The organism is Streptomyces sp. NPDC050263 (assembly GCF_040655955.1).
Taxonomy (GTDB): domain Bacteria; phylum Actinomycetota; class Actinomycetes; order Streptomycetales; family Streptomycetaceae; genus Streptomyces.
The window spans coordinates 1-20,590 of record NZ_JBFAKW010000123.1 but is presented as its reverse complement, the minus strand read 5'-3'; the positions used below and the strand labels follow the sequence as shown (position 1 = coordinate 20,590).

Sequence of the window (20,590 nt, the reverse complement as noted above, 5' to 3'; positions counted from 1 at the left end):
CTACGCGCTGACGACGTCCACCTCGTCGTGCGTGCCGAGGGCCGCGCAGGCCGTGCGGGCCGTGTGCATGGGCATCTCGGTCAGTCCCGGGAAGTACACGTGCAGGCTCACCGCCGGCTCCAGCGCGTCGTTGACGACCTCGTGCACGTACCCCTCCCCGAAGACTCTCTGCGTCCCCGCCGCCAGCACCCGCGTGCCGCGCTCCGTGCGCTCGGTCAGCTCGCCGTCCAGGACGGCGAACACACCGCAGGAGGGGCCGTGGTCGTGCAGCCCGCTGCCCTGGCCGGGCACCCAGGACAGCAGCCACACCTCGTAGCCGGGGCCGGTGCGCAGCCGGTGGTACCAGCGGGTCGTCGCGTCGTACCGGACCAGGTGCTCCCACTGGTCGCGGTCGGCGGCGACGGAGCGGGCCAGGCCGACGAACTCGGCGACGGTGGCCGGGTGCTCGCGCGGTGCCTGGAGGAGGTGCGTGACTTCGAGGATGTCGCCGGCGATCTGCAGGTCGCTGTCGCTGTTCATGGGGGTGGTGGTTCCTCAGTGATGAAGAAGGTCAGAGGGAACGAGAGGACCGGGTCGAAGAAGCGGGTCCCGCCCGGGTCACGGGTACGGGCGACTCGGCCGTCAGCTGGAGCGGGTGGGCTCAACAGCTGGAACAGCGACAACAGCTACAGCGAGCGCGGGCAGCACCGTGGGACCCGGCGGAGCCGGTCGAGGTGAGTGCCAAGTTCGCGAGCATGCCCACAAGCACAGCGGTTCACACCTTCACTGTCAACTCGACACCCGGTATGTGGGACGCGGTTCACCTCATCCGGTTCATCTCGGAGCTGAAAGGTTTGTTCACGCGGTCACCGGGACACATGGCGCACAAGCCGGGCGCGCAAGCCTCGTGGCGGTCCCGTGATCCGACTGTGATCCGGTTCGCTCACACGCGCGTGCCGCAACGGGATCGATCCTCAGGACGTCCTTACCCGTACAAGCGCTGTGCGGGGCCGGTGGTCCTCCGGGGCTTCATCTGCTTGTCAAGGTTTATGGCGATTTGAACACTTACTGCATGGCCTTGGTTCCGCAGAGTGAATAAGGGGCCCAATAGCAGATCTCGGCTTGACTCGCCCGGAGCAGCACACTTGTAATTTCACTCGTGTCGTTCAGCCGGAATCGGTAACGGCCACGTCACGGGGACGCGAAAGACAGAGCGAGGGGCGCACATGACCGAGCTGGTGCAGCAACTGCTGGTCGACGTCGACGACGCGGACGAGGAACTCGGCTGGCAGGAGCGCGCGCTGTGCGCCCAGACCGATCCCGAGTCCTTCTTCCCCGAGAAGGGCGGCTCGACCCGGGAGGCCAAGAAGGTCTGCCTCGCCTGCGAGGTCCGCTCCGAATGCCTCGAGTACGCCCTCGCCAACGACGAGAGATTCGGCATCTGGGGCGGCCTCTCCGAGCGGGAACGCCGCCGCCTGAAGAAGGCGGCGGTCTGAGAACCGCCCCGCCACGGAGGCACAGGGGTCCGAACGGCCCGTCGCAGGTGGGTTGTCCACAGGCGGCGGGCCGTCGTCCTGCCCAGCCGATAGTGTGGGCGCTCGTCCGAGACACCCCGCCGCCCCCAGGCGGCGCAGGAGTCCACCGCAGTCCATCGAACCGGGGCCCGTACCTCGATGTCCGCGCACAGCCACACGGCAGCCCATCAAGACAGCGCTGCCACACCTGAGTTCCCGCGTCATGTAGTGACCGCGGTGATCGTCTCCCACGACGGTGCCCGCTGGCTGCCCGACGCGATCGCCGGGCTGCTCGGCCAGGAACGCCCCGTCCAGTCCGTCATGGCCGCCGACACCGGCAGCTCGGACGCGTCCGCGCAACTGGTCACCGACGCCCTCGGCGACGACCGCGTCCTGCACCTCGCCCGGCGCACCGGGTTCGGCCAGGCCGTCGAGGAGGCCAACCGCACGGCCCCGGTCCTCACCCCCGAGGAACTCCCGTACCTCAAGCGCCCCAGCGGCTGGGACCCCGTCACGCGCACGTGGCGCGACGACGCCTACGACCTGCCGGAGCTCCCGCACGGAGAGCCCGTCCAATGGCTGTGGCTGCTGCACGACGACTGCGCCCCCGAACCGGACGCGCTGGCCGAGCTGCTGCGCGTGGTGGAGAACGAACTCGAACTGGGCCGGGACGACGTGGCCGTCGTCGGCCCCAAGCTCCGCGGCTGGTACGACCGCCGGCAGCTCCTCGAGGTCGGCGTCACCATCGCCCACTCCGGCCGCCGCTGGACCGGCCTGGACCGCCGTGAACAGGACCAGGGCCAGCACGACCACGTCCGGTCCGTGCTCTCCGTGTCCACCGCCGGCATGCTGATCCGCCGCGACGTCTTCGACCAGCTCGGCGGCTTCGACCGCAGGCTGCCCCTGATGCGGGACGACGTCGACCTGTGCTGGCGCGCCCAGGCCGCCGGCCACCGTGTCCTCATCGCCCCCGACGCCGTCGTACGGCACGCCGAGGCCGCCTCCCGCGAGCGCCGCACCGTCGACTGCGCGGGCCGCACCAGCGCCTCCCCGCACAAGGTCGACAAGGCCGGCGCCGTCTACACCCTCCTCGTCAACAGCCGTACCGCCCTGCTGCCCTGGATCCTGGTGCGCCTGGTCCTCGGCACCCTGCTGCGGACCGTCGCCTACCTCGTCGGCAAGGTCCCCGGACAGGCCCTCGACGAGATCCGCGGCCTGCTGAGCACCCTGCTGCGGCCCGAGCGGATCATCGCCGGGCGCCGCACGCGCGGGAAGCCGACGGTCGACAAGGACGAACTGCGCCCCCTGTTCCCGCCGCCCGGCGCGACCGTGCGGGCCACCGTCGAACAGGTCGCCGGCGACCTCTTCGGCTCCGACGACCCCGAGGCGGTCTCCGGCGCGGGTCGGCACGGCGGCGCCGTCGAGTCCGGCCCCGGCGGCGACGACGCCGACTTCCTGGACATCGAGCAGTTCGCCCGCCTCAAGCGCATCGCCCGCAAACCCGGCCCGGTGCTCTTCCTGGTCCTCCTGCTCGTCTCCCTGGTCGCCTGCCGCAACCTCCTCGGCGGCGGCGCGCTCGCGGGCGGCGCCCTGCTCCCCGCCCCGGCCGACGCCTCCGAGCTGTGGTCGCGCTACCTCGACGCCTGGCATCCGGTCGGCGCGGGCGGCACCGCGTCCGCCCCGCCCTACCTGGCGGTCATCGCGGCGCTGGCCACCCTGCTGCTCGGCTCGACCGGCCTCGCCCTCACCGTGCTGCTCGTCTGCTCGGTGCCGCTGGCCGGCTTCACCGCCTACTTCGCCTCCCGCCCGCTCGTCGAGTCGCGCCTCCTGCGCGCGTGGGCGGCCGTCGTCTACGCCTTCCTGCCGGCCGCCACCGGCGCCCTCGCCGGCGGCCGCGTCGGCACCGCCGTCCTGGCCGTCCTGCTGCCGCTCATCGCCCGCGCGGGCGCCGCGGCGAGCGGCCTGACGCACCGCTCCGGCGGCCGCGGCAGCTGGCGCGCCACCTGGGCGTACGCACTGCTGCTGACGATCACCACCGCGTTCACGCCGATCGTCTGGCCCATCGCCCTCGTCCTCGGCCTCGCGGTCCTGGCCGTGCGCCGCGGCGACATCACCGCCTACGGTCTGCGCTTCCTGGCCCAGCTGGGCACGCCCCTGCTGATCCTCGCGCCCTGGTCGCTGACCCTGCTGCCGTTCGGCTTCTTCACCCAGGCCGGCCTCGACTTCGGCCCCTCCACCGCCACCGCGCTCGACCTGCTCGGCGCCAGCCCCGGAGGCCCCGGCACCGTCGACGGCCTGATGCTGATCGGCATCGTGCTGGCCGCGCTGGCCGCCCTGCTGCGCTCCGAGCGCCACTTCGGCGTCTGGGCGGCCTGGGCGGTCGCCCTCGTGGGCCTCGTCTTCGCCGTCCTGTCCAACAGCTCCACCTGGGCCGGCCCCGCCACCCTCGTCTACGGCATCGCTCTCCTCGCCGCCGCCGTCATCGGCGCCGACGGGGCACGCACGCGTGTCGCCGAACAGAGCTTCGGCTGGCGCCAGCCGGTCGCCGTCCTCATCGCCTTCGCCTCGGCCGCCGGGCCGCTGCTGGTCGCCGCCGGCTGGATGATCGGCGGCGCCGACGGCCCCCTGGAGCGCCGCGACCCCGTGCAGGTGCCCGCGTTCGTCGCCGAGGAGGCCGGCAACCGCGACCAGGCCCGCACCCTCGTTCTGGACAGCGACTCCGCCGCCCACGTCGGCTACATGCTGGTCCGCGGCTCCGGCGCCCGTCTGGGCGACGCCGAGCTCACCGTGGTCGACGGCGAGAACAAGCAGCTCGACAAGGTCGTCGCCAACCTCGTCGCCGGCTCGGGCGCCGACCAAGCCGACGAACTCGGCGAGTTCGCCGTGGGCTACGTCCTCGTCCACAAGGGAGCGCCCCGCGAGGTCACCCGCGTCCTGGACGCCACACTCGGCCTGAAGCGGCTCAGCCAGCAGGACGGCAGCGCCCTGTGGCGGGTCGACCAGGAGGTCTCCCGCGCGGCCGTCGTCGCCGACTCCGGCAAGGGCGCGGCGACCCCCGTCGCCGCGGGCCCCGTCGACATCCACACCACTGTCCCCGACGGCTCCGACGACCGCGTCCTGCGCCTGGCCGACGCCGTCGCCGAAGGCTGGACGGCCACCCTCGACGGCAAGCCCCTCACCCCGGTCACCCTCGACGGCTGGGCCCAGGGCTTCGAACTCCCCGCCTCCGGCGGCAAGCTGGACGTCACCTACGACGACCCGTTCACCCACACCGCCTGGCTGTGGGCGCAGGGCTTCCTCGCCCTCGTCCTCGTCGTCCTCGCCCTCCCCGGCCGCCGCCGCGACGTCGACGACGACCTCCCCGAGGAGGAGCCGATCCCCGCCGAGCCGGCCGAGGGCGAGGGCCGCCGCGCCCGCCGCCTGCGCGCCCAGGCCGAAGCCGAGACCGACACGGACACCGAGGCCGAAGAGCCCGGCCAGGACCAGGAGTTCCCCGTCCCGGCGCACGAGGAGCAGCCCCCGGTCGCGGTCCCGCAGCAGCAGCCCTACGGCGACTGGGACCAGTCGGCCTACGCGGGCGGCGAATACGCCGGCTACGCGGGCGAGCAGTACCAGAACGCCCAGCAGTACCCGGCGGGCGGCTACGACCAGCAGTCCTACGACCCCTACCAGGCCGGCCAGTACGACCCGTACGCCTACGACGGCCAGGCCCAGCAGGCCCAGCAGGCCGCGTACGACCCGAACTACCAGCAGCAGGGCTACGACCCGGCGGCCTACGGCCAGGGCGGCTACGACCCCGCCTACGACCCGGACCGGCACCCTCACGGCACCGGCAGCGAGCGCCCCGACGGGAGCCAGCAGTGAACCGCACCACCCTGTCCCTGATCGCCGGCACGGCGGCCCTCGCCGCCGTCACCGGGTTCGCCGTGCTCCAGCAGCCGGACGCCTCCGGCCCGGACACCGCCAAGACGGCCGCCGAACTGCCCGTGGAGCGCACGAGCCTGGTCTGCCCCTCGCCCAGCACCTCCGACCTCGCCAAGACGTCGTACACGTCCTTCACGCCCGTCACCAAGGGCGCCGACGGCGACGGCACTGCCGAACTCACCCCCGCCACCGCCGAGTCGGCGGCCACGCCGACCGACAAGCCGACGGGCAAGGCGAGCGACAAGCCGGCGGGCAAGGCGAGCGACAAGAAGAAGACGGCCGCGAAGCCCGTCGTCACCCCCAAGACGCCCGGCACCCCGGCCGTGGGCGCCACGACGGGCGGCGACGTGCCCGCACTCCTGGGCATCGCCAAGGGGAAGTTCGCGCCCGGCTGGACCGTCCAGGAGACCACGCAGGTCGCCGCCGGCACAGGCCGCGGCCTGCAGGGCCTGACCTGCACCGCGCCGGACACGGAGTTCTGGTTCCCGGGCGTCAGCACGGCCGCCGACCGCACGGACTACGTCCACCTCACCAATCCGGACGACTCCGCTGCCGTCGTCGACATCGAGCTCTACGGCAAGGAAGGCCCCCTCACGACCACGGTGGGGGAGGACATCACTGTCCCCGGGCACTCCAGCGAGCCGATCCTGCTGTCCACGCTCACCAGCGAGAAGCAGGAGGACCTCACCGTCCACGTCAACGTCCGCAGCGGCCGGGTCGGAGCCGCCGTGCAGGCCCTGGACGAGAAGCTCGGCGGCGACTGGCTGACCGCCTCCACCGACCCGGCGAGCACCCAGGTCATCCCGGGCATCCCCAAGGACGCCACGGCCGTCCGCCTCATCGCCTACGCCCCGGGCGACTCGGACGCGGACCTGAAGGTCCAACTCGCCTCCCCCTCGGGCCTGATCACTCCCGCAGGAAACGAGACGCTGCACGTCAAGGCCGGCATGACGACCTCGGTCGACCTGGGCGACGTCACGCGCGGGGAGTCCGGCTCCCTGGTGCTGACCCCGACCGACCAGTCGGTGCCCGTCGTCGCCGCCGTACGGGTCCTGCGCGGCAAGGGCACCGATCAGGAGTCGGCGTTCATCTCCGCCACCGCGCCCGTCGGCACGCGCGCGTCCGCCGCCGGCAACAGCGCCAAGGGCTGCACCCTCTCCCTGACCGCCCCCAAGGGCGCCGCCAAGGTCAAGGTCACCGCGTCCGCGGGCAGTGGCGGCGGCACGGCCGTCTCCAAGACGTACACGATCAAGGCGGGCACCACCCAGGACGTCGAACTCCCCGTCCCCACCGGCCTGAAGGGCACCTACGCGCTGACCGTGGAACCCCTCACGGCCACGCCGGTCTACGCCTCCCGCACCCTGGCGGTCACCCAGGACGGCGTCCCGGGCTTCACGATCCAGACCCTGCCGGACGACCGCGGCACGGTGGCCGTACCGGAGGCCGACGAGGACGTCGCGGTGCTCCAGAAGTAGCGCGGCGGCAAGCGGCAGTGACTCGAAAGGGCTGCCCGGGTCCCTCGGAAGAGGGGCGCCGGGGGCACATGAAAGAACGGCGTTCAGTCCTCGCCGTAGCGCGGATCCACCGTCTCCGGAGTCAGGCCGAGCAGCTCCGCGACCTGCTCCACGACCACCTCGTGCACCAACGCGGCCCGCTCGTCGCGCCCCTTGGTGCGGATCTCGACCGGCCGCCGGTAGACGACGACCCGCGCGCGGCGTCCCTCGCGCGCGGCGATCGCCCCGCCCAACGGGACCGCCTCGTCGTTCCACGGCTCCGGGGTCGCGTCCAGACGCGGCACCTCCAGCACCACGAAGTCGATGTCGGCGAGCTGCGGCCACCGCCGCTCCAGCCGCTCCACGGAGTCCTGCACGAGATCGGCGAACACATCGGCGCGGCTGGCGGCCAACGGCACCTGGGGAGGCGCGATGGGCCCCCGCATGCCCCGACCGTGGCGATCGCGACGACGGGGTCCGGGGCCTGCGGCGGGGGGCGGTACGGGGCTGTCCATCACTACTGAAGCGTAGTCCCCGCCGCGACCCGGTGCCCGGCTCCGCGCGCTGCCCCGGGCGCCGCCGCCCGCGGTGCACCACATGTCGTGGGATGACCATTCCAGCCAACGTTGGGCTCGTTTCCGTATCTCTACGAGACTGGCGAACTCACGGCAATTGATGCTGTTTGTGCCGAGTGATGACCGAGGGATGTCGGCCCCCTTTGCATAATCACTGGTGTTCCCGCAGGTCAGCGGGGTATGACTGGAACCGTTGGTGGGGCGTTTCACAACACGACACGGTGGAGTGACCTGGTGGAGAGTCGTCGCGGCCCGCTCAAGAGTGCGGTACCGTCCAACGTCGTGAGCCCTGTACGTCGCTGTTCGCGAACTGCCTGCGGCCGGCCCGCCGTCGCGACGCTGACGTACGTCTACGCCGACTCGACCGCGGTTCTCGGCCCGCTCGCCACCTACGCCGAACCCCACTGCTACGACCTGTGCGCCGAGCACTCCGAGCGCCTCACCGCCCCGCGCGGGTGGGAGGTCGTCCGGCTCCTCGACAGTTCGGCTCCCGCGCGCCCCAGCGGCGACGATCTGGAAGCGCTTGCCAACGCCGTCCGCGAGGCGGCCCGCCCGCAGGGACGCGCGGCAGGGGCCGGTGGCGGCGCACGCACGGCGGACCCGATGGAGGTCGCGCGCCGCGGCCACCTGCGGGTACTGCGCTCCCCCGACAACTGAGCCGGTTTCCCTCCCTCTTCGCCCTTCCGTTCGTCACGGACCGACGCACGCCCATTGACGTGCGGTTGTCGCGGACACGACCATTCCGTTCAGTCGAGGAGTGAGAAACCGCTTTCCGTATGACGGAAAACGGCCGGAACGCGATCGGGAACGCGGCCGAAAACGTGATCGGAAACGTGATCTGGATCGGGGGCGCCCGTGTACGTCCAGGAACTGCAACCCGTCGCCGGCTCGCTCGGCCTGTCCGCCCTCGTCGCGGCCCTGCCCCTCGTGATCGTCCTGGTCCTCCTCGGCGGCGTCCGCCTCAAAGCCCACCTGGCAGGCCTGACGGGCCTCCTGGCAGCCGCTCTTGTCGCCTGCCTCGCCTACGGCATGCCCGTGGGCCAGACGCTCTCCAGCGCCGCCCAGGGCGCCGCCTTCGGCCTCTTCCCCATCCTGTGGATCGTCGTCAACGCCCTCTGGGTGTACCGGATGACGGTCCGCACCCGGCACTTCGACGTCCTGCGCCGATCCTTCGGCCGCCTCTCCGACGACCCCCGCATCCAAGCCCTCGTCGTGGCCTTCTGCTTCGGCGCCCTCCTGGAGGCGCTCGCCGGGTTCGGCGCCCCGGTGGCGATCTGTTCGGTCATGCTCGTCGCCCTCGGCTTCGACCCCGTCCGCGCGGCCGTCGTCGCCCTGGTCGCCAACACCGCGCCCGTCGCCTTCGGCGCCATGGGCACCCCCGTCGTGACACTGGCCCAGGTCACCGGACTGCCGTTGGACACCGTGGCCTCAGTGGTGGGCCGTCAGACACCGCTGCTCGCCCTCCTCGTACCGCTCGTCCTGGTCGGCCTGGTGGACGGCCGACGAGGCCTGCGCGAGACCTGGGTTCCGGCCCTGGCCTGCGGAGTCGCCTTCGCCGTCGCCCAGTTCGCCGCCTCCAACCACCTCTCCGCGCAACTCGCAGACATCGGCGCCGCCTTGGCGGGCGCCGCCGCCCTGGTCGCCGTACCGCACACGCGCGTGCCCGCAACCGAAGCGGTACGCGCGTCCGTGCTGACGGGCGCCCGCAGCGAGGAGTTGGACGAACCCGACCCCAACCCCGAGATCCTGCGCGCCTACGCGCCCTACGCGCTGATCGTCGTGATTTTCTCCGTGGCCCAGATCCCGGCGGTCAAGGACCGGCTCGCCCAGGCCACCCGGACCTACGACTGGCCCCTCCTGAACGTCGTGAACGCGGACGGCGAACCGGTCGGCGGCAACCTCTTCACATGGCCCGTCGTCTCGACCGGCGGCACCCTCGTCCTGCTGGCCGGGATCGCCACCGCGGCCGTACTCGGCGTCCACGCGCGCGTGGCGCTCGAGGAATGGGCCGCGACAGTCCACGAGTTGAGGTACGCGATCCTCACCGTGACCTCCGTCCTGGCCCTCGCCTACGTCATGAACCTCTCCGGCCAGGCCGCCACGATCGGTCACTTCGTCGCGGCGGCCGGCGCGGGCCTCGCCTTCCTGTCCCCGGTGCTGGGCTGGTTCGGCGTCGCCGTCTCCGGCTCCGACACCTCCGCCAACGCACTCTTCGGCGCCCTCCAGGTCACCGCGGCCCACGAGTCGGGCCTGTCCCCGGAACTGCTGGCCTCCGCCAACAGCTCGGGAGGCGTCCTCGGCAAGATGATCTCGCCGCAGAACCTCACCATCGCCTGCGCCGCCGTCGGCCTGGCCGGCCGCGAGGGCGACCTGCTGCGCAAGGTGCTCCCCTGGAGCCTGGGACTGCTCCTGGTGATGTGCCTGATCGTGGTCGGTCAGAGCTCCCCGGTGCTGGACTGGATGCTGCCCTAGCGGCCCCACAGCCGACGGCCGACCGGCCCGGGTAGTTTGTGGTGACCTACAGGACTTCAGGAAGGTTGGCCGTGGCTGCTGATCTGTCGCAGATCGTGAAGGCGTACGACGTGCGCGGGGTGGTCCCGGACCAGTGGGACGAGTCGCTGGCCGAACTCTTCGGCGCCGCCTTCGCCCAGGTGACCGGTGCCCGGGCGATCGTCGTCGGCCACGACATGCGCCCCTCCTCACCCGGCCTGACCGGCGCCTTCGCGCGCGGAGCGGCCGCGCTCGGCGTGGACGTCACCGAGATCGGCCTCTGCTCGACGGACCAGCTGTACTACGCCTCGGGCGCCCTCGACCTGCCCGGCGCCATGTTCACGGCCTCGCACAACCCCGCCCAGTACAACGGCATCAAACTGTGCCGCGCGGGCGCGGCCCCCGTGGGCCAGGACACGGGCCTGACGGAGATCCGGGAACTCGTGGAGCGCTGGATGGACTCGGGCGCCCCGAAGCCCACACCGGAAGCGGCACGGCAGCCGGGAACGATCTCCCGGACGGACACGTTGAAGGACTACGCGGCGCACCTCCGCGCACTCGTCGACCTGACCTCCATCCGCCCCCTGAAGGTCGTGGTCGACGCGGGCAACGGCATGGGCGGCCACACCGTCCCCACGGTCTTCGAGGGCCTGCCCCTCACCGTGATCCCCATGTATTTCGAACTCGACGGCACCTTCCCCAACCACGAGGCCAACCCACTGGACCCGGCGAACCTCGTGGACCTCCAGAAGCGGGTCCGCGAAGAGTCCGCCGACCTCGGCCTCGCCTTCGACGGCGACGCCGACCGCTGCTTCGTCGTCGACGAAAAGGGCGATCCGGTCCCCCCGTCCGCGATCACGGCACTCGTAGCGGCACGCGAACTCGCACGCAACGGCGGCAAGGGCACGATCATCCACAACCTGATCACGTCCTGGACAGTCCCGGAGGTGGTGAGGGAACACGGCGGCACCCCGGTCCGCACCCGCGTGGGCCACTCCTTCATCAAGGCGGAGATGGCCCGCGCAGGCGCGATCTTCGGCGGGGAACACTCCGCGCACTACTACTTCAAGGACTTCTGGAACGCCGACACCGGCATGCTGGCCGCCCTCCATGTCCTGGCCGCCCTCGGCACCCAGCAGACCCCCCTCTCCTCCCTGGTCGCGGAGTACGACCGCTACACCGGCTCCGGCGAGATCAACTCCACGGTCACCGACCAGGCCGACCGCATCGCCGCGATCAAGGCGGCATACGGCAACCGCGACGACGTCACCCTGGACGAACTCGACGGCCTGACCGTCACGTCCACCGACTGGTGGTTCAACGTCCGCCCCTCCAACACGGAACCCCTCCTCCGCCTCAACGTGGAAGCCCGGGACGAACCCACCATGACCAGGATCCAGAACGAGGCCCTGAGAATCATCCGCACCTGAACCACCACCGACCCCAGGAACGTTCCGACGAGCGAGCACCGGACAAACCGGACGGGTGCCCCGGCAAGCCGCCGAGGAACACACCCCCCCGGAGACTTCCGAAAACGGAGCCTCGGACGAGTCCGGGAGCGGGAGCTCCCCACGAGGGCCGGGGCCCCTGGTGGGGTCGAAGAGGCGAAACCCCTGGGGATGGGAATGGGTAGGGACGGCGGGGGGCGAAACCCACAACGCCCACCCCAACGCGCCCCCACACCCACCACCACCACCCACCACCGGCCCTCACCCACGCCCCGCCTCACATCACCCCTCCCCCCACCTCCCCACCCCTTCCCGCCCAACCCCCGCACCCCACCCCCACCAGCGGTACCCTGACCAGGCACATCCGCCCCACCCCGATCCACCCGCTCACCACACCGCGACCCGCGCCCCGCACACCCCGAAGGGACATCCCATGCCGCTCGAAGCCGGCCTCCTGGAGATCCTCGCCTGCCCCGCCTGCCACGCCCCCCTCAAGGAGCAGGACACAGAGCTGATCTGCACAGGCCAGGACTGCGGCCTGGCATACCCCGTGCGCGACGGCATCCCCGTCCTCCTGGTCGACGAGGCCCGCCACCCCGCGTAACGCCACACCACGCGCCCCGCAAGCCCCGCCCCGAGGCGCCAAACGCCAGGCGCCAATCGCCGGGCACCACGCGCAAGCGCGCCCGCCCCACCCGGCCCCGCAAACCCGACGACGCCCCAGGCGATCGGAGACTGCCGCCATGCTCGACGACTCGCTGCTCGACACGCCGGAGGCCCTCGCCGAGGCCGACCGCCGAGCCCTCCTGCGCGGCGCGGCCGAAGCCGGCGCCCGCGTCCGCACCGCCGCCCGGCACGCGGCCGAGGCCGGCGTCCACGACCTCGAACCCGACGGCCGCCCCCGCGCCATCCTCATCGCGGGCCCCGGCGCCGCCGCCACCTGCGTGGCCGACCTCCTCGGCACCCTCGCCGGCGCCGCCTGCCCGGTCATCCGCCTGGCCCCGACCGGCGTGGCCCCCGCCGCCGGCGCCCTGCGCTGGGAACTCCCCGGCTGGGCCGGCTCCGTCGACCTCCTGCTGATCGCCACCCCCGACGGCAGCGAACCCGGCCTCTCCCTCCTCGCCGAGCAGGCCTACCGCCGCGGCTGCACCGTCGCCGCGGTGGCCCCCGCCGGCTCCCCGCTCACCGAGGCGGCCGGCGCCACCCACGCCCTGTTCGTCCCGCTGGCGACAGCACCGTACGAACAGGACGAACAGCCCCCCGTCGCCGCCTCCGCCCCCGGCGTCCTCTGGGCCCTGCTGACCCCCCTCCTCGCCCTCCTCGACCGCATCGCGCTGCTCTCCGCGCCGCCCGAGGCGATCGAGAAGGTCGCCGCCCGGCTCGACCGGGTCGCCGAACGCTGCGGCCCCGCCATCGCCACCTACAGCAACCCGGCGAAGACCCTGGCCGCCGAACTGGCCGACGCGCTCCCGGTGATCTGGACCGAAGGCACCTCGGCAGGCCCCGCAGGCCGCCGCTTCGCAGCCGCCCTCGCCGAACTCGCCGGCCGGCCCGCCCTCGTCGCGGAACTCCCCGAGGCCCTCGCCGAACACAACGCGCTCCTCGCCGGCCCGCTCGCCGCCAGCGCCGACCCGGACGACTTCTTCCGCGACCGCGTCGAAGAAGCCCCGGCCCTGCACGCGCGCGTGGTGCTGCTGCGCGACCGCCCGATCGGCGGCCTCACCGCAGCCCCGTCCGCCCGCGAACTGGCCCTCAGCCACGACACGCCGATCAGCGAGCTCGAGCCGGAAGCCGGCGACGAACTGGTCACCCTCGCCGAACTGATCGCCACCACGGATTTCGCCGCCGTCTACCTGGCGCTCGCCTCCGGGGCCTGACCGCGCGACCGGGGCCTGACCGCACACCAGAACCGACCGCAGAACCCGACCGCAGGCAGAGAGAACCGCATGGACCGCCTCGACAACACCGTCCGTCCCTACGCCTGGGGTTCCCCCACCGCGATCCCGCACCTGCTCGGCACCGCGCCGACCGGCGAACCGCAGGCCGAGATGTGGATGGGCGCCCACCCGGGCGCACCCTCGCGCACCGACCGGGGCACCCTCGTCGAGGTGATCGAGGCCGACCCACGACGCGAACTCGGCGAGCGGACCGTCGCCAAGTTCGGCCCCCGCCTCCCCTTCCTCCTCAAGATCCTCGCCGCCGGCGCCCCCCTCTCCCTCCAGGTCCACCCCGACCTGGCCCAGGCCAAGCAGGGATACGAGGACGAAGAGCGCCGCGGCATCCCCGTCGACGCCCCGCACCGCAACTACAAGGACGCCAACCACAAGCCCGAACTCATCTGCGCCCTCACCGAGTTCGACGGCCTGTGCGGCTTCCGCGCCCCCGCCCAGGCCGCCGACCTCCTCGACGGCCTCGCCGTCGACTCCCTGAAGCCGTACGTCGACCTCCTGCACGCCCACCCGCAAGACGCCGCCCTGCGCGAGGTCCTCACCGCGATCCTCACCGCCGACCGCGACGAGACGGCCCACACCGTCGCGGCCGCCGCGGCCGCCTGCGACCGCCTCGGCGGCGACTACGCCCCCTACGCCGGCATCGCCCACCACTACCCCGGCGACCCCGGCGTCATCGCCGCCATGCTGCTCAACCACGTCCGACTCCAGCCCGGCGAGGCCCTGTTCCTCGGCGCCGGCATCCCGCACGCCTACCTCAGCGGCCTCGGCGTCGAGATCATGGCCAACTCCGACAACGTCCTGCGCTGCGGCCTCACCCCCAAGCACGTCGACGTCCCCGAACTCCTGCGCATCGTCCGCTTCGAGCCCGGCGACCCCGGCATCCTGCGCCCCGAGGCCGCCCCGGACGGCGAAGAGGTCTACGACACCCCCATCGACGAGTTCCGCCTCTCCCGCCACCTCCTGCCCGCCGGCGCCCCCGCCCGCGACCTCACCCTCCCGACCCCGCAGATCCTGCTCTGCACGGCCGGGACCGTACAGGCGGGCGAACACCAACTGACCCCCGGCCACTCCGTCTTCGTCCCCGCGGGCGAAAAAGCCGAAGTGTCCGGAACCGGTACGGTCTTCCGCGCCACAGTCGTCGCCTGACCCCCCGCGCACCCGACAGCCCGACGCGCCACCACCCGACCGGGCTGACACAATGACCCACCGGCAAAGGACGGGCAAAGCCAACACGGCCCCGCCCTGCACGGCGTACGCACGTAGGCGAAGGGACAACGCGAACACATGAGCGCGTCAGGCGGCACCAAGGCGATCGTGGCGGCACTCGGCGCCAACCTCGCGATCGCGGTATCGAAGTTCGTGGCGTTCGCGTTCAGCGGATCGTCGTCGATGCTCGCCGAAGGCGTGCACTCGCTCGCCGACTCAGGCAACCAGGCCCTGCTCCTCATCGGCGGCAAGAAGGCCCAGCGCGAGGCGACCCCGCAACACCCGTTCGGCTACGGCCGCGAGCGCTACATCTACGCCTTCCTCGTCTCCATCGTCCTCTTCTCCGTCGGCGGCATGTTCGCCATCTACGAGGGCTACGAGAAGATCAAACACCCGCACGAGATCGAGCACTGGTACTGGCCCGTCGGCGTCCTCGTCTTCGCGATCATCGCCGAGAGCTTCTCCTTCCGCACGGCCATCAAGGAGTCCAACCCGCTGCGCGGCGAACACTCCTGGACGGAGTTCGTCCGCCGCGCCAAGGCGCCCGAACTGCCCGTCGTCCTCCTGGAGGACCTCGGCGCCCTCGTCGGCCTGATCCTCGCCCTCGGCGGCGTCGGCCTGGCTCTCCTCACCGACGACGGCGTCTGGGACGGCATCGGCACCCTCTGCATCGGCGTCCTGCTCATCCTGATCGCCCTCGTCCTCGCCGCCGAGACCAAGTCCCTGCTCCTCGGCGAGGCCGCCGGCCTGGAAGACGTCCAGAAGATCGAGGCCGCCATCGTCGACGGCGACACCGTCACCCACGTCATCCACATGCGCACCCTCCACCTCGGCCCCGAAGAGCTCCTGGTCGCCGCCAAGGTCGCCGTCCAGCACGACGACACGGCCACCCAGGTCGCCACCGCCATCAACGCCGCCGAGGCCCGCATCCGCGCCGCCGTCCCCATCGCCCGCGTCATCTACCTCGAGCCCGACATCTACAGCGAGGACGTGGCCGCCAAGGGACCGAAGCCCGAGGCCACCCCGGGCGGACCCGCCCAGCACCCCACCGAGCACTGACCCGCACACCACCCGACAGGACCCGCCGAACCACCGGCGGGTCCTGTCACCGTTTCCGAGGTGGACTGGGGCCCACCCGCACCTCCGGTGTAGCTTGGAACGGAGCCAGAACGTCGCTGCTGATGGCGGTCGGGCGGTCCCGGTGCGGACCGTCCGAGGGAGAGAGGGCCTCCGACGGACTGCGCTGCGCGAACGCGGGCATGCCTGTGTCCCCCTGGGGACCCCTGTGTCCGCAGCTGCGCAGACCAGCCGTACCCACTCTCTCGACCCGACTCCGAGGAGCAGCACACCATGACGACTGTCGACAGCCGACAGGACTTCAAGGTCGCCGACCTCTCCCTGGCCGCCTTCGGCCGCAAGGAGATCACCCTCGCCGAGCACGAGATGCCCGGCCTGATGTCCATCCGCAAGGAGTTCGCCGCCACTCAGCCTCTGGCCGGCGCCCGAATCATGGGCTCCCTGCACATGACCGTGCAGACCGCCGTCCTGATCGAGACCCTGGTCGCCCTGGGCGCCGAGGTCCGCTGGGTGTCCTGCAACATCTTCTCCACCCAGGACCACGCGGCCGCCGCCATCGCCGTCGGCCCGAACGGCACGCCCGAGAACCCCCAGGGCGTCCCGGTCTTCGCCTGGAAGGGCGAGACCCTCGAAGAGTACTGGTGGTGCACCGAGCAGGCCCTGACCTGGCCGAACACCCCCACCGGCGGCCCGAACATGATCCTGGACGACGGCGGCGACGCCACCATGCTCGTCCACAAGGGCGTCGAGTACGAGAAGGCCGGCAACGTCCCCTCCGCCGACACCGCCGAGTCCGACGAGCACCGCGTCGTCCTCGAACTGCTCGACCGCACCATCACCGACGGCTCCCAGAAGTGGACCCAGATCGCCTCGGAGATCCGCGGCGTCACCGAGGAGACCACCACCGGCGTCCACCGCCTGTACGAGATGCAGCGCGACGGCGAACTCCTCTTCCCGGCGATCAACGTCAACGACGCCGTCACCAAGTCGAAGTTCGACAACAAGTACGGCTGCCGCCATTCCCTGATCGACGGCATCAACCGCGCCACCGACGTCCTCATCGGCGGCAAGACCGCGGTCGTCTTCGGCTACGGTGACGTCGGCAAGGGCTGCGCCGAGTCCCTCCGCGGCCAGGGCGCCCGCGTCATCGTCACCGAGATCGACCCCATCTGTGCCCTCCAGGCGGCGATGGACGGCTTCCAGGTCACGACCCTCGACGAGGTCGTCGACAAGGCCGACATCTTCGTCACCACGACCGGCAACAAGGACATCATCATGGCCTCGGACATGGCCAAGATGAAGCACCAGGCCATCGTCGGCAACATCGGCCACTTCGACAACGAGATCGACATGGCCGGCCTCGCGCAGATCCCCGGCATCGTCAAGGACGAGGTCAAGCCGCAGGTCCACACCTGGAAGTTCCCCGACGGCAAGGTCCTCATCGTGCTGTCCGAGGGCCGCCTGCTGAACCTGGGCAACGCCACCGGCCACCCCTCGTTCGTGATGTCCAACTCCTTCGCGGACCAGACCCTGGCCCAGATCGAGCTGTTCACCAAGCAGTCCGAGTACCCGATCGGCGTCTACACGCTGCCCAAGCACCTCGACGAGAAGGTCGCCCGCCTCCACCTGGACGCGCTCGGCGTGAAGCTGACCACGCTCCGCCCCGAGCAGGCCGCCTACATCGGCGTCGAGGTCGACGGCCCCTACAAGTCCGACCACTACCGCTACTGAGTCCGCAGCCGCCCGCTGAGAAGCGCCCCCACGCGCTGACGCGCTCCTCAGCGCAAGGCAGGTCCTCCGAGACAGGCCCCCGCACCCCCGTGCCGGGGGCCTGCCCCGTCGGTCCACGGCCGGAGCAGCCCCGACCAGCCCGTCACACCCCAGGACCTCCATGCCCCGCGGCCGTTATTCGCTTCACGATCCGCACGATCACACCCCCCTCGCTCTCGAACACTTCCAATGCGCCCCCGGCCCCTCCGGCTGGCGCTACGTCTCCCGGCTGACCACCCTCACCGGCGAGCACACCGGCTCCGTCGACCTCACGCTCGACGACCTCGGCCGCCCCCTCCGCCTCGAACTCCACGCGAGCAGCTGGCAGGTACGCGGCGCAGTCCTGGACGGCGTCACCTGGGTCCGCACCGACCCCACCGGCACCCAGGCCACGGAAGGCAACGTCCCCGCCCACGCCTTCACCGGCACATCCCCCGCCTTCCTGGTCGCGACCGCCCGACTCCTGCGCCTCACCCCCTCCTCCTCGGCAACCCGAGTACGCCTGGTCGCCTTCGCGGACCCGGTCCTCGCCCCGCGCACCGTGGACCAGTCCTGGACCCTGCTGAAAAGAGAAGCACACGCCACTGACAACGACCCCCTGACCGTGGACGAATACCAGGTCACAGCCCTGGACACCGGCGAACAGCACACCGTGCACATCGCCGGCGACGTCGTCCTCGCAGCCCCCGGCATCGAGCTGGAAGACCTCGAAACACCCCCGACGACATTCGACTGAACCCACCCCGCACAGGACTACGCCGGCGGCACGAACCCACCGGCCGACCCCTCGGACCGACGATCAACAGGAGTCGGCGCCGCAGCAGGCACATACGGCACAGGCGGACCGTACGAACCCGGCGAACCGCTCGGCATCGGCCCGTACGGCATCGGTGGCCCGCCCACACCCCCGAGCCCACCGCCACCCACGGGACGCCCCGCAACCGGACCGCTCCCGAAGGCCCGCCGCGCCTCCCGGACCTGCCGCTCCTGCACCACCGCCGCCAGAAACGCGGCCGGCGGCACCCCCTGCGGCACCGGTGTCCCGGTACGCGCCGCGAGATCACCGGCCAGCCGCTCCGCCATTGCCCAGCCGACCTGCGGATCCAACTGATTCATCCGCCCCAGGTACTGCCGCACCGCCAGCCACAGCCCGTCCGGCACGGCCGAGAGATCGAGCCCCTGGAACCGTCCCGCCAGCCAGGGCGGAGGCGGCGGCACGAAACCGGACCGCGCCATGGGCACCCGCTCCCGCACCACCAACGTGCCGGCGAAGACATCACCGAGCCGTCTGCCCCGCGCCGACACGAGCGAGGCGATACAGGCCACCACCCCGATCGTCAGCAGAATCTCCACCACACCGATCGCGCCCCGCACCAGGGCGTGCCGGAACCGGATCGGCCCACCGTCGTCCCGCACCACCCGCAGCCCACACGCCAACTTCCCGAGCGAACGCCCATGGCTCATCGTCTCCACCGCGATCGGCCCACCCACCAGCACCAGCAGGAACGTCGCGATCGACAGCGCGATCTGCGCTGCCTCGTCCAAGGACGCCGTCGCCGCCACCAGCGCAATGCTCACCACGAGGTAGGCCACGAACGCCACCAACAGGTCCAGCAAGATGGCCAACGCCCGGCTGGGCAGCCTGGCAGGCCGCAGCTCCAACGCCACGGCCTCGCCCGTCACCAGCTCACTCACGCCCGTCGTCCCTTCCCTGGCCCTGCCCCGAGAACAGCCAGTCTGCCAAGCTGAAGGCACATGGCGCGGCAGTAGGACAAGCTGACATCCATCACCGGCCGCCGACGAACAGCCGAGGAGCAGGCACACCGATGGACCTCGACGTCTTCGTCTCCGCCCACCGGGCTGAATGGGACCGCCTCGACGCCCTCCTGCGCCGCCAGCGCAACCTCACCGGCGCCGAGACCGACGAACTCGTCAACCTGTACCAGCGAACCGCCACCCACCTCTCCCTGATCCAGTCCATCGCCCCCGACCCGCAGCTCACCGGTCGGCTGACCCAACTCGTGGCACGCGCGCGTAGCGCGGTGACAGGCACCCGTCGCGCTTCCTGGCGCGACGTGACGCGCTTCCTCACCCAGGGCTTCCCCGCCGCGGTCTACAGGTCGCGCCACTGGTGGGTCCCCACCGCACTCCTCTCCACCGCCGTCGCCGCGGTCCTCGGCTGGTGGATCGGCACCCACCCGGAAGTCCAGTCCTCCATAGCCGCCCCCGACGAACTCCGTCAGCTCACCCGACCCGGCGGCCTGTACGAGACGTACTACTCGAGCCACCAGGCCGCGGCGTTCGCCGCCCAGGTCTGGACGAACAACGCCCAGGCCGCGGCGATGTGCCTGGTCCTGGGCGTCTTTCTGGGCCTGCCGGTCCTCTGGATCCTGTTCCAGAACATGCTCAACCTGGGCATCGGAGCCGGCCTCATGGCCTCGGCAGGCCGACTCGACACCTTCCTCGGTCTCGTCCTCCCGCACGGCCTGCTCGAACTGACCGCAGTCTTCGTCGCAGCCGGCACCGGCCTCCGCCTGGGCTGGACGGTCATCGACCCGGGCCCACGCTCCCGACGCACCGCCCTCGCCGAAGAGGGCCGAGCCGCGGTCGGCATGGCGATCGGCCTCGCCCTCGTTCTCTTCGTCTCCGGTGCCATCGAAGGCTTCGTCACCCCATCGGGCCTGCCCACATGGGCCCGCATCACCATCGGCATCACAGCCGAACTGGCCTTCCTCGCCTACGTCTACGTCCTCGGCGGCAGGGCCGCCCGCGCAGGCGACACAGGTGACGTCGGGGCCGCCGAACGCAGTGCCACGGTGCCGACAGCCGCCTGATGTGCGACGGGCCCCGTTGAACTGCTAGTCTCCTCCTCGCCCCGCAAAAACCGTTGACACGGAGTGCGTGGGGAGGTAGATTCGAACAGTTGCCTGGAACTGGACGGAGTCCGGTCGGTAGCGGTTAGTATCTGTCAGCCTCTTAAATCTCCGGATTCTGTAGAGGCTCCCGAATGAATCGGAAAATGAATGGCCGGTCAGACCGGCCCGAAACTTCTGATAAAGTCGGAACCGCCGGAAAGGGAAACCGCGAAACAAAAGCGGGAACCTGGAAAGCGCCGAGGAAATCGGATCGGAAAAGGATCTGATAGAGTCGGAAACGCAAGAC

At 71.5% G+C, this 20,590-nt stretch carries 16 protein-coding genes; 13 read left to right on the top strand and 3 right to left on the bottom strand.

Features of this window, described 5'->3' with window-relative positions; genetic code table 11:
• Positions 1-519 (bottom strand): cysteine dioxygenase family protein, encoded by a 519-nt coding sequence (locus AB0J04_RS36750; protein WP_363172953.1) that lies wholly within the window; start codon positions 517-519, stop codon positions 1-3.
• 686 nt (positions 520-1,205) lie between these two features.
• Between AB0J04_RS36750 and AB0J04_RS36745 the strand changes: the two genes are divergently transcribed.
• From AB0J04_RS36745 to AB0J04_RS36735, 3 genes are all read left to right on the top strand, one after another.
• A complete protein-coding gene (locus AB0J04_RS36745) occupies positions 1,206-1,475 on the top strand; it encodes a WhiB family transcriptional regulator (RefSeq protein ID WP_020128551.1) in 270 nt (89 codons plus the stop codon).
• Positions 1,476-1,652: 177 nt separating this feature from the next.
• Positions 1,653-5,357, top strand: a complete 3,705-nt coding sequence (locus AB0J04_RS36740; protein ID WP_363172952.1) for a glycosyltransferase — start codon at positions 1,653-1,655, stop codon at positions 5,355-5,357.
• Entirely contained in the window at positions 5,354-6,892 is a 1,539-nt protein-coding gene (locus tag AB0J04_RS36735) for a DUF5719 family protein (RefSeq protein ID WP_363172951.1), read from the top strand. Before AB0J04_RS36740 ends, AB0J04_RS36735 begins: the two co-directional genes overlap by 4 nt.
• 83 nt (positions 6,893-6,975) lie before the next feature.
• On the opposite strand, the gene AB0J04_RS36730 is transcribed toward AB0J04_RS36735, so the two are convergent.
• Entirely contained in the window at positions 6,976-7,356 is a 381-nt protein-coding gene (locus AB0J04_RS36730; RefSeq protein WP_363172950.1) for a metallopeptidase family protein, read from the bottom strand.
• Between the two features lie 363 nt (positions 7,357-7,719).
• Between AB0J04_RS36730 and AB0J04_RS36725 the strand changes: the two genes are divergently transcribed.
• From AB0J04_RS36725 to AB0J04_RS36685, 9 genes are all read left to right on the top strand, one after another.
• Positions 7,720-8,142, top strand: a complete 423-nt coding sequence (locus tag AB0J04_RS36725; RefSeq protein ID WP_363172949.1) for a DUF3499 domain-containing protein — start codon at positions 7,720-7,722, stop codon at positions 8,140-8,142.
• Positions 8,143-8,340: 198 nt separating this feature from the next.
• On the top strand, positions 8,341-9,957 hold the full coding sequence (locus AB0J04_RS36720) for an L-lactate permease (RefSeq protein ID WP_363172948.1): 1,617 nt from the start codon (positions 8,341-8,343) through the stop codon (positions 9,955-9,957).
• A 71-nt stretch (positions 9,958-10,028) separates the two neighbouring features.
• A complete protein-coding gene (locus AB0J04_RS36715; RefSeq protein ID WP_363172947.1) occupies positions 10,029-11,405 on the top strand; it encodes a phosphomannomutase/phosphoglucomutase in 1,377 nt (458 codons plus the stop codon).
• Between the two features lie 451 nt (positions 11,406-11,856).
• Positions 11,857-12,027: a Trm112 family protein gene (locus AB0J04_RS36710; RefSeq protein ID WP_190149712.1), complete on the top strand. Its 171-nt coding sequence runs from the start codon at positions 11,857-11,859 to the stop codon at positions 12,025-12,027.
• A 139-nt stretch (positions 12,028-12,166) separates the two neighbouring features.
• Entirely contained in the window at positions 12,167-13,300 is a 1,134-nt protein-coding gene (locus AB0J04_RS36705; protein WP_363172946.1) for an SIS domain-containing protein, read from the top strand.
• Positions 13,301-13,369: 69 nt separating this feature from the next.
• Positions 13,370-14,521: a mannose-6-phosphate isomerase, class I gene (gene manA, locus AB0J04_RS36700; protein WP_363172945.1), complete on the top strand. Its 1,152-nt coding sequence runs from the start codon at positions 13,370-13,372 to the stop codon at positions 14,519-14,521.
• Between the two features lie 138 nt (positions 14,522-14,659).
• Positions 14,660-15,640, top strand: coding sequence for a cation diffusion facilitator family transporter (locus AB0J04_RS36695; RefSeq protein WP_363172943.1), 981 nt, complete (start codon positions 14,660-14,662; stop codon positions 15,638-15,640).
• A gap of 291 nt (positions 15,641-15,931) precedes the next feature.
• Positions 15,932-17,389: an adenosylhomocysteinase gene (ahcY, locus tag AB0J04_RS36690; protein WP_363172942.1), complete on the top strand. Its 1,458-nt coding sequence runs from the start codon at positions 15,932-15,934 to the stop codon at positions 17,387-17,389.
• A gap of 160 nt (positions 17,390-17,549) precedes the next feature.
• Positions 17,550-18,164 carry a hypothetical protein gene (locus AB0J04_RS36685; RefSeq protein ID WP_363172941.1) on the top strand — a complete coding sequence of 205 codons (615 nt, stop codon included), beginning with the start codon at positions 17,550-17,552 and terminating at the stop codon, positions 18,162-18,164.
• A gap of 17 nt (positions 18,165-18,181) precedes the next feature.
• Here AB0J04_RS36685 and AB0J04_RS36680 read toward each other — a convergent pair whose 3' ends face one another.
• Positions 18,182-19,123, bottom strand: coding sequence for an RDD family protein (locus AB0J04_RS36680; RefSeq protein WP_363172939.1), 942 nt, complete (start codon positions 19,121-19,123; stop codon positions 18,182-18,184).
• A 131-nt stretch (positions 19,124-19,254) separates the two neighbouring features.
• Here AB0J04_RS36680 and AB0J04_RS36675 point away from each other — a divergent pair, with 131 nt between their 5' ends.
• Positions 19,255-20,262: a stage II sporulation protein M gene (locus AB0J04_RS36675; RefSeq protein WP_363172938.1), complete on the top strand. Its 1,008-nt coding sequence runs from the start codon at positions 19,255-19,257 to the stop codon at positions 20,260-20,262.
• Positions 20,263-20,590: the final 328 nt, after the last annotated feature.